We start from the raw sequence: 13,639 nt of genomic DNA on the forward strand, positions 1-13,639 counted from the left end.
CCGGGGCGAGCCTGCTTCCGCCGAAAGCCTTGGCGAGCGGGTGGGGCAGCCGGGCGCGCAGCTGGTCGCCGAGGGTGGCCATGCCGGCGGCGCCGATGGCCACGGCCTGGATCTCCCCGTCGCCGCCCGCCTCGCCGAGCAGGGCCTTGGCCATGGGCACCAGCTGTTCCATGAGGTGCCCCGCGTCGATGCCGCCCGGTCCGGTGCGGACGGGCTGCCGGGACACGGCCGTGTCGGCGCGGTCCGTGGCGGAGGCCGGGGCGGGGTCCCGGTCGGTGGCCGACGGGACGGGAGCGAGCGCGACGCGCAGCCCGGACCCGCCGGAGTCCACGCCGAGCACCCAACCGGGCCTGGTGTCAGGGGAGTTGGTCACGGCAGCCGCCAGTCGACTGGTGGGGCGCCCTGCTGGGTGAGCAGGTCGTTGACCCGGCTGAACGGCCGCGAGCCGAAGAAGCCGCGGTCGGCGGACATGGGGGAGGGATGCGCGGACTCCACGGCCGGCAACTGCCCGAGCAGCGGCCGCAGATTGCGGGCGTCGCGGCCCCACAGGACCGACACCAGCGGACGTCCGCGCGCGGCCAGCGCACGGATCGCCTGCTCGGTGACCTCTTCCCAGCCCTTGCCGCGGTGGGCGGCGGGCCGGCGGGGCGCCGTGGTCAGCGCCCTGTTGAGCAGCAGCACGCCCTGCCGGGTCCACGGTGTCAGGTCACCGTTGGACGGCTGCGGGAGGCCGAGGTCGGCGTTCATCTCGCGGTAGATGTTGATCAGGCTGCCGGGCAGCGGCCGCACCTCGGGCGCGACCGAGAAGCTCAAGCCCACGGCGTGCCCCGGCGTCGGGTAGGGATCCTGCCCGACGATCAGCACCTTCACCTCGTCGAACGGCTGCTGGAAAGCCCGCAGCACGTGAGGTCCCGCCGGCAGATAGGTACGTCCCGCGCCGATTTCCGCGCGCAGGAAGTCGCCCATCGCGGCGATCCGTTCGGCCACGGGCTCCAGTGCTTTGGCCCAGCCGGGTTCGACGATCTCGTTCAATGGTCGTGCAGCCACGCGCTCACCTTAGTGGCGTAACGCACGCGCCGATCAACCGCGGTCGGGAGCAAAGCCCGGGGGCGGAGCCGGCGGTCGTGCGCCGGGCCCCCACCGAGCGCGTGCGCCGCCTCCGCCCCGGGCCGCCGCTCAGCCGATCGCCGCCGCCCGCACGCACAGCACGTCCGGCAGATGCGAGGCGACCTGCTGCCACGAATCGCCGTCGTCCGCACTCGCGAACACCTCGCCGTTGCGATTGCCGAAGTACACCCCCGCGGGGTCCAGATCATCGGTGCACAGCGCGTCCCGCAGCACGGTCCCGTAGTGATCGCCTTCGGGAAGACCCGCCGTCAACGGCTCCCACGAGGCGCCCGCGTCAGTGGTCCGGTACACGCGACAACGGCGACCGGCCGGGACCCGGTCCGCGTCCGCGTTGATCGGGAACACATACGCCGTATCGCCCCGGTGCGGGTGCGCGGCGGCCGCGAAACCGAAGTCGGACGGAAGGCCGGATCCGATGTCGACCCACTTGGCGCCCGCGTCGTCGCTGCGGAACACACCCCAGTGGTTCTGCAGATACAGGCGGTCCGGATCGACCGCGTCCCGCGTCACCTTGTGCACGCACTGACCGAACTCCGGGTTCGGATCGGGCAGGAACACCGCGGACACACCGGAGTTGGACGGCGCCCAGCTCTGCCCGCCGTCCTGCGTGCGGAACACCCCGGCCGTCGACACGGCCACCGTGATCGCCCCGGGATCGCGGGCGTCGGTGAGGATCGTGTGCAGCCCCTCACCGCCGCCGCCCGGCTCCCACTTGGAGCGCGTCGGGTGCTCCCACAGCGGCCGTACGAGCTCGAAGCTCTCGCCGCGGTCCTCCGAGCGGTACAGCGCGGCCGGCTCGGTGCCCGCCCACACCACGTCCTCCTCGGCCGCCGACGGGTGCAGCTGCCAGACGCGCTCCAGCGAAGCCCCGGTGTCCTTGGGGAACTTGACGGCCGGCTTCGCGGGCTCGGTCCAGGACGCGCCGAGGTCGTCGGAGTGGAAGACGCTCGGACCCCAGTGCGCGCTGTCCCCGCCGACAAGGAGCCGCGGAGTCCCGCGCCGGGTGTCGATCGCGATCGAGTAGATCGCCTCCGCGTTGAAGTGCGGCCCGCCGAACTCCCAGACGCCGGCGCGGCGACGTCCGATGAAGAGTCCTTTGCGGGTGCCCACGGTCAGAAGTACCTCGGCCATCTCAGGCCACCTCCGTCAGGTCGGTCGACTTCGTTGTCCACGACGTGCGCACAGTCTGCACCCAGGTACTGACAACAGCGCCCGAACCGGGCCGGACCTGCTGGTTTCGCGGTATTCCGGAACCGGTGCGACGGCAGCTCTCCCGCTCTTCGCGTACCGGCGCGACGGCTGAGCGTTCCCGCTACGCACGTACCTGCGCGGCCAGCGCCGCGATACCCTCCGGGCCGACCCGGCAGCACCCGCCGACGAGCCGGGCCCCGTCCCGTACCCAACGGGCCGCCCGGCCCTCGGCGCTGAACGTCACGGGCCCCCACCACGAACGCCGTACGGCGTCCCACTGCTCGCCGCTGTTGGGGTACACCACGACGGGCTTGCCCGTGATCCGCGCGGCGAGCGGCACTGCGGCGTCGGCATCCTGCGGGCTGCAGCAGTTGACCCCGACCGCGATCACCTCGTCGGCCTCGGCGGCGAGCGCGAACGCCTCCTCCAGGGGCTGACCCGCGCGCGTCAGCCCGCCGGTGACGCTGAACGACAGCCAGGCGGGCACCCCGAGCCCCCGCACGGCCCGTACGAGCGCCAGAGCCTCGTCCGCGTCCGGCACGGTTTCCAGCGCCAGCACATCCGGCCCTGCGGCCGCCAGGACCTCCAGGCGCGGCCGATGGAACCGCTCCAGGTCGTCCACGCTCAGCCCGTACCGCCCCCGGTACTCGGACCCGTCCGCGAGCATCGCTCCGTATGGCCCCGCTGAGGCGGCCACCCACAGAGGGTCGCGTACACCTTCCGTACGACCCTGCTCGGCCGCCTCGCGCGCCAACCGCACGCTGAGGGCGAGGAGTTCCGTGGTGCGCCGGGCGTCGGTCCCGCGGGAGGCGAAGCCCTCGTACGTCGCCTGGTACGAGGCGGTGGTCGCCACGTCGGCGCCCGCCAGGAAGTACGCGAGATGCGCCGCGCGCACCGCGTCCGGCCGTTCGGCGAGCAGGCGCGCCGACCACAGGGAGTCGCTCAGGTCGTGTCCGTCGGCCTCCAGCTGGTTCGACAGACCGCCGTCGAGGACCAGCGTTCCCGCGGCGACGGCCTGGGCGAAAGTGACCATGGTCCGACGCTAACCCCTGGCCGCACGCCGCACAGGATTAGGCTGTGCGCATGGCTTCCGTACTGGTCCTCAACGGCCCCAACCTCAACCTCCTCGGCACCCGCGAGCCGGGCATCTACGGCGCGCAGACGCTCAAGGACGTCGAGGCGCTCTGCCAGGAGACGGCCGCGTCCCTCGGTCACGCCGCCGACTGCCGGCAGTCCAACCACGAGGGGCAGCTGATCGACTGGATCCACGAGGCGGGGGAGCGGCAGAAGTCCGGGGACCTGATCGGCGCGGTCTTCAACGCGGGTGCCTACACGCACACCTCCGTAGCGCTGCACGACGCGATCAAGGGCACCGGCCTGCGCGTCATCGAGGTGCACATCTCGAACGTGCACGCCCGTGAGCCCTTCCGCCACCACTCCTACCTCTCGCCCGCGGCGGCCGGCATCGTCGTCGGCTTCGGGACGGACGGGTACCGGCTCGCCATCGAAGGGCTGCACCGGCTGCACACGGCCGCCTGACACCTGGCCGCCCACGCGAACCGGAAGCCGGAAGCCGGAACCGGCAGGCGCCCGGGGTGCGTTCTCCAAGCGTCGGCATCACCGATGCGAGGGGAGAGCATGGTGGCTTCTGAAGCGGTACGGATCGACGGGGACAGGTTGCGGCTGCCCGGCGGGGTCAGCGTGCAGTTCATGCGGACGCTGCGGCTGCCGGAGACGGGCACGCATGGGCTGCCTCCGGGGCTGGGTGCCTTTCCGCTGCGGCGCGTGGAGGACTTTCCCGAGACGGTCCCCGCGGAATGGCTGCAGCGGGGCGGCGTGCTGCTGCCCGTGTACCTCCGCGAGGCCATGTGGCTGAGTTTCTCGGGGAGTTCGGAGCCCGCCGCGCTCCAGGTGGGCGTCGGCAAGGTGTGTGCCGTCTCCGGAAAGCCCTGGCGCGACAAGCTGAAGCGCCACCCGCAGAACTATGTGGTGCTGCCCCGCCAGCCCTGGCTCGACGGCATCAACTCGGGGAAGGGCACGGTCCGCCAGTTCGTCGCCGTACCCCTCGGACTGGGCGCGACCGTCGAGGGTCAGGTGACCGGTGAGGAGCACTGGGGCGGCGTACAACTGCAGACGTTCACGCTGAACGACGAGGCGCTGGAGAGGTGGCGCGAGGAGCAGCGGCGGTTGGCTGTCGAGCGTGCGGCGCGGATGCGTGCCACGGGAGCGGGATACGGGGCGATGCCGGCCGCACCCGGTGCGGCTCCCATGGCCATGGCACCCCAGATGGCAGCACCCGCCGCAGCGGCTCCGCGCGCGGCTCCCGCGATGGGCCTCGGCGTCGGCGGTTCCATGCGCCAGGAGGTCTACAAGGACGACCGTCCGGGGTCCGACTGGTCCAAGACGCCCGCCGCCCGGGTCTTCGTCCATCTCGTCACCCCGCCCGAATGGCGCCGCATCACCGGCGAGGCTCCTCCGCCCTCGCCCGTCGACCGGGCCGCGTACACGCGGGCGGGCCTGCCCTGGTTCGACTACTACGACGAGGACGGCAAGGACGTGGCGCCCACCGACACCCTCGAAGGAGTCAAGCCGGTGGGGGAGTGGCTCGGCGACGACCACGAGCCCTGGCAGCAGCCGCATCCCGGGCAGATCAAGCCGCTGGGAGACGCCCCGGGCAAGCCCGTCTCCGACGGCGACTGGTGAAGCGCCGGAGGCGTGCTTCACGCCTCCGGTTCCACCTCACCCACACGGGTGGCGAGGACCTGCCACCCGGTTGCCTCCTCATGCACCCAAGTCCGCGTGCACAGCACCCGTGCCTCGAACGGCACGTCGTCGCAGTGCCCGCGGGCGAAGAGCACCGTCCGTGTCACCCCCGTCGCGCCGACCACGGTCGCCACGGTCTCCTCGGGTTCGATCACCTCGACGTCCAGCCTGCCCGTGCCCAGTGCGGTGGCCTCGTGCTCGGCGCCGTGGCAGCGGCCGTCGGGGCGCACGGACACGAGCTGCGGATGGAACAGGCTGCGTAACCCCGCCAGATCGCCCGCCCGTACGGCATGTCTCAACCGGCGCTCCGCAGCCAGGAGTTCCGCTGCGGGAAACTCGTCCGTGCGCTGCTGGGGTACACATCCGCTCTGTTCCACGGGCCACCTCTCGTGTCGGGTGGCGCACTGTATCCGGCCCGCCGTGCTACGCCGAAGTCGCCCGCAGGGGCGCGCAGATGCACGGGGGCGCCCCATGAGCCGGGGCGGTACGTCCTGACACGGGTGAGCGCTGCGGTGTCAGGAGGATCCGCGCCGCTCCTCCAGATACCGGGTGTGGGTCTCCTGTCGGCGGGCCTCCGTCTCGCGCAGTCCGGCGGCCAGTTGCTCGGTCTCCTTCCTGAGCAGCCCGAGCTGACGCTCCAGATGCAGTTCGGGGGATTCGGATCCCGGCCCCATCCGATCCCACCAGCGGGTGCGTGCGAAGGTGTCGACGGCTTCGGGAAGATCGCGCCGTACGATCCGCGAGAGCACATGCACGCTCTCCGGATCGTGTGCCAGCAACTCCTCGACCCAGCCACGGTCGAGCAGTGCGGTGAGCACGTCGGTGAGTTCCCGTAGCCGGGCGGCCGCCGTCACCGACAGCTCCACGTCCGTCAGATACGCGCGCAGTTTCTCGAAGTCACCGCGTACCTCGTCGAGTTGGGCCGACGGGTCAGGGAAGTCGGGTGGCGCCGGCCGCTCCGGCGGGGCGATCAGAGCGCCGGCCCCGTAGAGCCCGGCCACCACGACGGGCCAGTACGGCCCGGCCACTGCGGTGAAGGTGAGCACGAGGCCGAGGAGCCCGCCCGCGCTGCCCGCGATGTTCTTACGGGACTCCAGATACCCCAGGAGTCCGCGGACTCCGCCGAACCTATTGGTAGCCACGGATCTCCTCGAAAGCGCCGTCAAGGGAGCCCTCCTGGGCGTCGAAGAGCCGGCCCCCGGTCAGGTCGGCGATGCCCTGCAGCTCGGCCTTGCTGGAGTCGCCGAAGAGGATGGGGAACACCGGTGTCTCCCGCGCCGCCCCGTTCAGGCCCTCGTAGAACCTGCGGAAGGCGGCGGCGTCGGCTCCCGTGGTGTTCTCGCCATCCGTCATCAGCACGATCGACGTGAACGTGTCCCGTCCGGGGCCCAGATGCTCGTACGCCTTCCGCAGCGAGGTGTAGATCGCGGTGTCACCCTGAGCGCTGAGCGCCCCGGTGTCCTTGCGGATGCCGTCGAGCCCGGACTTCGGGTCGGCCGGCTCCACGACATGGGTGCGCACGCTCTTCACACCCGAGCCGAACGGCATCAGCGTGACCTCCTCGCGCTCGCGGAAGTCCCCGGTGAGCGCGGTGAGAGCCCGCTTCAGCTGGGCGAGGCGGTCGCCCTTCATCGAGCCGGACGTGTCGAGGACGTAGACCGTACGGGAGGGTCGGCGCAGCTCGTTCTCGTACGCGTCGAGCAGGCCATCGGCGACGGAAAGGCTGCCGGGGAACGGCAGTTCACGGCGGCGGCCGGTGTCGAGACCGGATGCGACCGGGACGGACGCGACGACCGGACGGCGCCGGGTGCGCTCGGTGATCAGCCGCTGTACGTCCTCGCCGCGCAACGCCTCGGTGAGGCGGCGGACGTCCTCGCGGGCCGCGCTGTCGCTCGACGCGAGGGAGGACAGCGGGTAGTCGGCGGTGACGACACCGTCCTTGGGGCGGATCACGGTCAGGCCCGGGATGCCGGTCAGGACGGACTCGTAGTTGAGCAGCGCGTCGACGTTCCCGCGCCGCTTGTACGCCGTCGCCAGCCAGCCCGATGACCCAGAGGTCAGCTTCTGACCGGTGAAGAACTCCTTCAGCCGGGGCGTGGCCTTGGCGACGTCGGCGTCGGTGAGCGCGGACTGGGCGCCGGACAGCGCCGACGCGACGGAGACGAGCGTGGCGAAACCGGAGTGGGAGCGGGCCGGGTCCGTCATGCCGTAGGTCAACCTGCCGTCCTGGACGGCCTGTTCGACCTGCGACCAGGTCACGTCCGCGGGCTGCCAGCCCAGCTCGGCCAGCGAGGCGGACCTCACGCCGATGGCGACGGGGCTCGACATGATCGGCGTCTCGGACACGACCTTCCGCGCCGCTTGCGGCCGCAGCCGCAGATAGTCGTTGGAGGACAGCCACAGTGCGTCGTACTGCCCGTCCGCCTCGCCCTTCGCCACGAGGTCCACCGCGTCGAGGGTGCCCATGTAGGTGGGCCGGACCTCGATGCCGGTGTCGTCGGCGATCTCGTCGAGCACCTCGGTCATGTCACCGAGCTCGCTGGAGGCGAGGACACGCACGGTGCCGGGCCGCGGGGCGTTGTCGTCCCGCTTGCCGTCAGGCGGGTCCTGTGCCGTACAGGCTGTCAGGAGTGCCAGTGCGGCGAGCGTGGGGGCGAGAAGCCGCCTTGTGCGGTGTCTGCTCAGCCAAGTCATCCGAGTCCGCCTTCCAGCGCGCCCCGCGACCGGCTGCGCTCCAAGTAGCCGCTCGCGTGCTGCAGTTCGGCGGTCAGGTTCTCCACGGTCGTCGCCATCGCCTCGGTCGCCTGCACCTTGTACGTGTCGATGGCGTCGAGCGTGCGGTAGATCTGCTGGAACGCACTGCGCAGCGTCTCCGCCCCCACCGCCGGGTCGGCGGCGATGCGCTGGATCTCGCCGCTCTGGGTGGCGAGCATCTCGGCATTGCCCCGGATGAGGTCCTCGGTCGTCCCGCGCAGCGCGTTGACCTGCTCGATGACCTTCTTCTGGCTGTCCAGCGCGGACGCCAGCATGACGGAGATCCGCAGCGCGGAGACGGTCGTGGTCGCGGCGCGGTCGACGCCCTTGATGAGTTCCTCGTTGTTGCGGCGTACGACATCCATGGCGAGGTAGCCCTGCGCGCACACGGCGAGCTGCGTGAGCAGGTCCTGGTGCTTCTGCCGGACCGGGAAGAGGATGTCGGCGCGCAGGGAGTCGGCCTGCTGCGGGTCCGGCACCTGGGCGATGTGCTGTTCGACCGCCTCGTCGAGGGCCTCGGTCAGGACCACGTACTCCTGGAGCTTGCCCATGCTCTCCCACAGCCGCACGCGCTCGGTCCCCAGGGCGGCGTTGTCGCGCCGCAGCTCGTCCTGTCCGCCGCGCAGGGAGCCCACGATCTTGTTGAGGGTCCCTTGCGCGGAGGCGTACTTGGCGACGTGATCGCGCAGCTTGTTGCCGCCGGGAAGGCGGGACAGGAACTTGCGTCCCTTGGACGCGGCCAGGTCCCGCGGGTCCAGGTCCTCGACCACCCGCCGCAGTTCCACGAGCGAACCCGCGACCTGCGACTGGGCGTCACCGCCCTGGTCCGGCAGGCTCCGGATGGTCCGCTCGAGCATCCGGTTGGACTGTGCGGCCGCCGTACGCATCTCGCCGGCGCCGAGCGAGGTGATCTCACCGACCTTGCCGGCGAACTCGGGGGAGCGGGCGTCGAGCGCCGCGAGCCCCTCGACATAGGCGGCGGCCTTGTCGGCCATGTCCGTGCGTACGCCGTCGTCGACGGGTACGAGTCCGCCGGCCCTCTCGCGCGGCACGGCGGCCACGGGCTGGGGCGGGGTCAGGACGAAGGTGTCGTTGTTGCCGGTCGTGTCGCCGGCCGTGTTGCTGGGCATGTGCTGTGCTCCCCCTATCCCTTCGCCCGCCGCGCCAGCTCGCGCAGCACCTCGGAGGTGGGCACGGCCGCTTGGTGGACGCCGGTCAGTTCCTGCTTCAGATACGTGGCTCCGGCCGCGAACTCGGGCGGGCCGCCATGCGGACGGAACCCGTGACGGACCTCCAGGTCGCGCAACGTCGCGTCCTGGGAGAGGAGTTCGGCGACCGCCTTGCCGTCCTCGGTCAGCGGCACGACGGTGTGGTCGCTGTTGACCGTGGTGTCCGGGTAGAGGACGACCAGGTCATCCGGCTGCTGCCCCTCCCGCAGGAGCGAGGCGACCTGGGACTCGTACACGACCACGAGCGGATTGCCGGAGCCGCTGACGAAGTCCCGGAACACGGCGTCGCTGCTGGACTGCTGTGCTCCCTGCACGCTGACCAGCTTGCGCAGCAGCGGGGCGGTGCGCTTGACCTCTGCGTCGCCGGCGACGACCTTGCCGCCGTTCTCCACGTAGGACGCGGCCGCGAGATACAGGGCGCCGGAGTTCGAGGATGCGGGATCGGTGCTGGACAGATAGAGCGTGCCCGTCAACTCCCCGTACTTCTCACTCCCCTTGAGCTGCTGCCACGTGCGGTCCTTGCGCGCCGCGTCGAGATAGCCGGCCATCTTCAGGGTGCCCCGATGGGCCTCGTCCAGCGTGGCCAGACCGTTCGCCGCGAGCACTCCGGCGGCGTTCTTGTGCGCCACGACGACCAGGGGCGAGTAGAAGGGGCGCGGCAGCGTCCCCGTCACCTTGTACTTGCCGGCGAGCTCGACGGCGGGCGCCTGGCTCGACGGCAGCGCGAGGTCGTATCCCTCGAGGTCGAGCCCCTCCATGGCCCAGGACCCGGAGGTCTCGGCCTTCACGGTGTAGCCCTTGGCGGCGAGGGCGTCCACCACATCCGGATCAGCGAAGAACTCGGCCTTCTCCGATCCGATCACTGCGCGCACGGTCTTCGTTGCCGTGCTCCGTTCCTCTGCCCGGCCTGCCACGACGGCGGCCACCACGCCACCGATCAGCAGCACCGCGAGGATGATTCCTGCGATTCGTCTCACACCCGCAGCGTGCTCTCGGAACCGAACATTCCCCGCCGGTAAGGGTGAACGGGAGGTGTCGGACCCGTCCCGTTACGGCACGGCGAACGGAGCGGGTGCCGCACGGCCGCCCCACCTGCCTGCCCGGCCCCGTGATGCTCGCCCGCCTGTCCAAAGGATCGTGGAACTCCGCCGCGGCGAGGCCTGCGGCGACTGCGGCCAGTTGCCCGCGACCCTCAACGCGTCTGATCAGCAAGGAAATTGATGCATGCCCTTCAGGGGCGCGTATGCCTCAGGGGTGCGCATGCCTCAGGGGCGCAGGCCGAAGCCGGCGCCCCTGAGATGTACGGTCAGGCGGCCGTGACCGTGAGGCTGGTCAGAGCCGCGGCGCGGCCGCTCGTGTGGCCGACGCGCAGCGCCACGTAGCGCGCCGTGTGGTCCGTGCGCAGGGAGCCGCGGTCGGACATCCTCCCCGCGTCGGTGTAGTCAAGGCCGTCCAGGCTGAACTCCACGTATGCGGCAGGCACTCGGCCCTCTCGCCACCGGGCGCGGATCTCGCCGATGCGCCGGGGCGAGCCCAGGTCGACCACCATGCGGCCGTCGGGGCCGGGAGTCCACGCGGTCGCCTCGTCCCCGTCGACCGCGGCCTGCGGGTCCGTCATACCGGGCGGCAGGGGAGCGGTGGGGAAGGTGGTGCGGCCGAGCGCGAGGTCCGCGAGCGGATAGGCCATCGCGCGCGGCACGGTGACCGTGGTGGTGCGTCCCGCGTGAACCGTGGCGGCGACGCTCCTGCCCTGCGCCGAGACGGTGATACGGCAGGGAGGACCGCTGAGGCGGACGGTCCGGCCGTCCGTCACCTCGGCGCGCAGCCCGGCCGGCAGGCCGCGGCCGGACAGCTGCATGCGCGGCGGCGCCAACACGGCCGAGGCCGCGGCGAGTTCGGCGCGGTACTCCGTGCCCGAAGCGGTGAGGGTCTGCACGCCGTCGTAGAGACGGACCGGCGCCGCGGAGGACCGCGGAAGCACGACCGTCGTGGACACCGCGGCGGAGGAGAGGTTGAACAGGCTCAGATGGTCCTCGGTGAGCGCAGCCCTGACCCGGGGGTCGCCGGTGGTGGGCGTCTTGCGGGCGGCCGCGGCACGCAGCTCGTCCGGGGTTGCCCCCGGCAGCGCTTCGACCAGCAGACCCTCGGCCGGCCCGTCGGAGAGGACGACGGTGTCTCCGTACACGGAGAGCGGGTGGGAGCCGCCCCGTACGACGAGCCCCGCGCGGCCGTCGACGTCCAGCCAGCCGCCACGGCTGGTGAGGTCCGGCCGCGGCCAGACGACGAGGTCGGTCCACTCCTGCCCGTCGGCGGAACCCTGCAGCCGGTACGCGCGGCCCGCCGCCGACTCCCACCGCAGCGTGACCCGGTCCACCGGCAGGGAAGCGCCGAGGTCGACCGCGATCCAGCTGTCCGCGCGCGGACGGTCGGCCCGCGACACCGCCCAGCGGCTCGCGCCGTCACCGTCCACCGCCCGTGAAGCCTCCCTGCCCGGATCGGCGGAGGAGGCGGAGGCCGTGCCCGCACGTGCCAGGTCGCCGCCCGAGGCGCCGTCGCGTATCTCGAAGGCGTAGAGCGAGTAGCCGTACGACGGATCGGGCCGCACGCCGAGCATCCGCAGATGGCGGAACTCGCCACGGGAGAAGGTCAGTTCGTCGACACGCGCGGCGGCGGCCGCCCGCGTCGCGTCCTTGGCGGCGACCGTCGCGCTGCCCTCCGCGGCACGGGAGGTGCGGCTGCCGTCGTGGCCGGGCACCCCGGGCATGGTCAGGTTGGGCACCTCAAGGTGCCCCTCACCCGCCGCCACACCGGAGGTCGCGTACACCACGGCGCCCGAGGGCAGCGTGGTGAATCCCGCATGACCGCTCTCCAGCGTCAGGACACTCGCGCTCCCGTCGAAGCCGTCCCGCAGCCGCGTGTAGGCGGTCACGCTCCTTGCGGTGACCTTCGCCCCGGTGGTCGGCAGGAACATCGGCGTCCTGCCGCTGAGCGCGAAGAGCCAGTCGTCGTGCGCCGGCTGCCAGGCGAACTTCACGAAGTCCGGCTTGCTGACGACGCCGGCCCACGCGCCGGGCGACTGGTGCGAGAGCAGCCCGGGGCCCGACCCGTGGTCGCGGACGCCGCTCGCCTGCGCGAAGAGCTCCTCCTGCGTCAGCGGCAGTACGGGGCCGCGCCCCGAGCGGGCACGCCACTCGTGCAGCAGATAGCTGATGGCCAGCTCGGCGCGCGCCTCGGGCTCGTACTTGGGCTCGCCCGAGAACTTCGCGATGCGGTGCTGCGGCGGGTACGCCTGGTACGCCACGAGCCGTTCGGCCAGGGAGAGTTCACAGGCGGCGGCGGTGCGGTCACCCATGACCTGGGCAAGGAACGCGAGCGGAATGACATCGCGGCCGTAGAGGTGCTCGCGGTCGGCGACCATCGGCATCAGGGGTTCGCCGGCGTCGCTCATCACGCCGAGCAGGGTGCGCCACAGCGGAACGGCGTTGGGCTGAGCCGTGATGACCTCGGGCAGGGGCCGTCCCGCGGTGAGGAAGTGGACGGCGTTGCGCCCAGAGGTGCGCCAGAGCTCTTCCTGGTAGTGCGGGCCGAACGAGCCGTGGTTCTCCACGATGAAGGTGTCGTACAGGTTCTGGGCGGTGTTCCGGCTGATCGCCACCCCGTCCACCTTGGCGGGATTCGCCAGATCGGCGGCCGGCAGGCCGGCTTCGTTGCGGCTCCAGCGCCCGAACGCGGCCCGCCACGCCTCGGACCGGGGGTCGTCATGCGCCCAGGCCAGCGCCGGGGCCAGGGCCTGGGCGTAGATCCCCATCTCCTCCAGCTTGGTGTCGCCCTTGAAGCCGCCGGTCAGCCCGTTGGGGCCCCAGTCGCCGGAGTCGGGGTCGTCCTCGGTGCCCAACGCCTCGGTGTAGCGGGCCTGTTCGCGGACGATGGTGTCGACGTCGCGGCGGGTCGTCTCGTCGAGCTCGTCCCACAGCAGGCGTGCGGCAAGGACGAAGTACGACTGGAACGTGGTGTCGAAGAACAGCTTGCGGCCCCAAACGGTGCCGCCCGTGAGCCGGTTCGAGGCCGCGAAGTGCTTCAGCGTGGCGAGTGTGCGGGCGCGCAGGGTGTCCCGGTCGACCCCGGCACGCTCGGCGTCGTAGGCGCCGCGGGTCAGCAGGACGGCGTTGCCGAGCACGACGGCGAAGCCGAAGTCCTTTGCGGTGTAGCGGCCTTGGGCCTCGTCCCACTGGGTCTCGGACCAGCGGGTGTGATCCAGGAGTACGCGGTAGTAGGTCCCCGCCACCGGGTCCTCGTCCGCCCGGGCCGCCGTGCTGGCCGAGGCGGCGGACGCGCCCGTGCCGAGAGCGAGGGGGAAGGCCGCCAAGGCGCCGGACGCGCCGAGCATCCGCAGTGCGTGACGGCGGGTGGGAATCCAGGCTTGCTGGGACATCGAGAGGTGCGACCTTCCCGTACGACAACGTTGTCAGAGAGCGGTCATTCTTGGGGCGCCACGGCAGTACGTCAAGATCTCGCGCTCACCTCGCGAGGTCCCCCGAGGTCGACAAGGTGCCGCCCTTGTAGGATCTGGGTCC

General features: G+C 71.7%; 11 protein-coding genes and 1 pseudogene. 2 read left to right on the forward strand and 10 right to left on the reverse strand.

Annotated elements, in window-relative coordinates:
• The 4 genes and pseudogenes from JAO81_RS20875 to mmuM form a co-directional block, all read right to left on the reverse strand.
• Positions 1-373, reverse strand: a pseudogene (locus JAO81_RS20875) (ATPase); the annotation flags it as partial.
• On the reverse strand, positions 370-1,047 hold the full coding sequence (locus tag JAO81_RS20880; RefSeq protein ID WP_199549419.1) for a uracil-DNA glycosylase: 678 nt from the start codon (positions 1,045-1,047) through the stop codon (positions 370-372). The gene JAO81_RS20880 and the pseudogene JAO81_RS20875, both read right to left, overlap by 4 nt.
• Positions 1,048-1,176: 129 nt before the next feature.
• Positions 1,177-2,259: a sialidase family protein gene (locus JAO81_RS20885; RefSeq protein ID WP_199549420.1), complete on the reverse strand. Its 1,083-nt coding sequence runs from the start codon at positions 2,257-2,259 to the stop codon at positions 1,177-1,179.
• Positions 2,260-2,440: 181 nt separating this feature from the next.
• Complete coding sequence (mmuM, locus tag JAO81_RS20890; protein WP_199549421.1) at positions 2,441-3,352, reverse strand: homocysteine S-methyltransferase; 912 nt, start codon at positions 3,350-3,352, stop codon at positions 2,441-2,443.
• Between the two features lie 50 nt (positions 3,353-3,402).
• On the opposite strand from mmuM, the gene aroQ reads away from it, so the two are divergent.
• Both aroQ and JAO81_RS20900 read left to right on the forward strand, forming a co-directional pair.
• A complete protein-coding gene (aroQ, locus tag JAO81_RS20895) occupies positions 3,403-3,858 on the forward strand; it encodes a type II 3-dehydroquinate dehydratase (protein ID WP_199549422.1) in 456 nt (151 codons plus the stop codon).
• Between the two features lie 102 nt (positions 3,859-3,960).
• A complete protein-coding gene (locus JAO81_RS20900) occupies positions 3,961-5,022 on the forward strand; it encodes a hypothetical protein (RefSeq protein ID WP_199549492.1) in 1,062 nt (353 codons plus the stop codon).
• A 17-nt stretch (positions 5,023-5,039) separates the two neighbouring features.
• Here the strand turns inward: JAO81_RS20900 and JAO81_RS20905 are convergent, their stop codons facing one another.
• The 6 genes from JAO81_RS20905 to JAO81_RS20930 all read right to left on the reverse strand — a co-directional run bounded on the left by JAO81_RS20905 (position 5,040) and on the right by JAO81_RS20930 (position 13,497).
• Entirely contained in the window at positions 5,040-5,459 is a 420-nt protein-coding gene (locus JAO81_RS20905) for a nuclear transport factor 2 family protein (RefSeq protein WP_199549423.1), read from the reverse strand.
• Positions 5,460-5,597: 138 nt separating this feature from the next.
• Positions 5,598-6,224, reverse strand: a complete 627-nt coding sequence (locus JAO81_RS20910; protein WP_307813519.1) for a hypothetical protein — start codon at positions 6,222-6,224, stop codon at positions 5,598-5,600.
• A complete protein-coding gene (locus JAO81_RS20915) occupies positions 6,211-7,776 on the reverse strand; it encodes a substrate-binding domain-containing protein (protein WP_199549424.1) in 1,566 nt (521 codons plus the stop codon). The genes JAO81_RS20910 and JAO81_RS20915 overlap by 14 nt, the downstream gene beginning before the upstream one ends.
• Positions 7,773-8,966 (reverse strand): toxic anion resistance protein, encoded by a 1,194-nt coding sequence (locus tag JAO81_RS20920; RefSeq protein ID WP_199549425.1) that lies wholly within the window; start codon positions 8,964-8,966, stop codon positions 7,773-7,775. Before JAO81_RS20920 ends, JAO81_RS20915 begins: the two co-directional genes overlap by 4 nt.
• 14 nt (positions 8,967-8,980) lie before the next feature.
• A complete protein-coding gene (locus JAO81_RS20925) occupies positions 8,981-10,042 on the reverse strand; it encodes a hypothetical protein (protein ID WP_199549426.1) in 1,062 nt (353 codons plus the stop codon).
• 329 nt (positions 10,043-10,371) lie between these two features.
• Entirely contained in the window at positions 10,372-13,497 is a 3,126-nt protein-coding gene (locus tag JAO81_RS20930) for a discoidin domain-containing protein (RefSeq protein WP_199549427.1), read from the reverse strand.
• Positions 13,498-13,639: the final 142 nt, after the last annotated feature.

Source organism: Streptomyces sp. N35, assembly GCF_016464295.1.
Lineage (GTDB): Bacteria > Actinomycetota > Actinomycetes > Streptomycetales > Streptomycetaceae > Streptomyces.

Bases quoted from the DNA above. Each gene is read 5' to 3' on its own strand.
- JAO81_RS20885 (WP_199549420.1), bottom strand. From the start codon at position 2,259: ATGGCCGAGGTACTTCTGACCGTGGGCACCCGCAAAGGACTCTTCATC.
- mmuM (WP_199549421.1), bottom strand. From the start codon at position 3,352: ATGGTCACTTTCGCCCAGGCCGTCGCCGCGGGAACGCTGGTCCTCGAC.
- JAO81_RS20915 (WP_199549424.1), bottom strand. From the start codon at position 7,776: ATGACTTGGCTGAGCAGACACCGCACAAGGCGGCTTCTCGCCCCCACG.
- JAO81_RS20930 (WP_199549427.1), bottom strand. From the start codon at position 13,497: ATGTCCCAGCAAGCCTGGATTCCCACCCGCCGTCACGCACTGCGGATG.
- aroQ (WP_199549422.1), top strand. From the start codon at position 3,403: ATGGCTTCCGTACTGGTCCTCAACGGCCCCAACCTCAACCTCCTCGGC.
- JAO81_RS20920 (WP_199549425.1), bottom strand. From the start codon at position 8,966: ATGCCCAGCAACACGGCCGGCGACACGACCGGCAACAACGACACCTTC.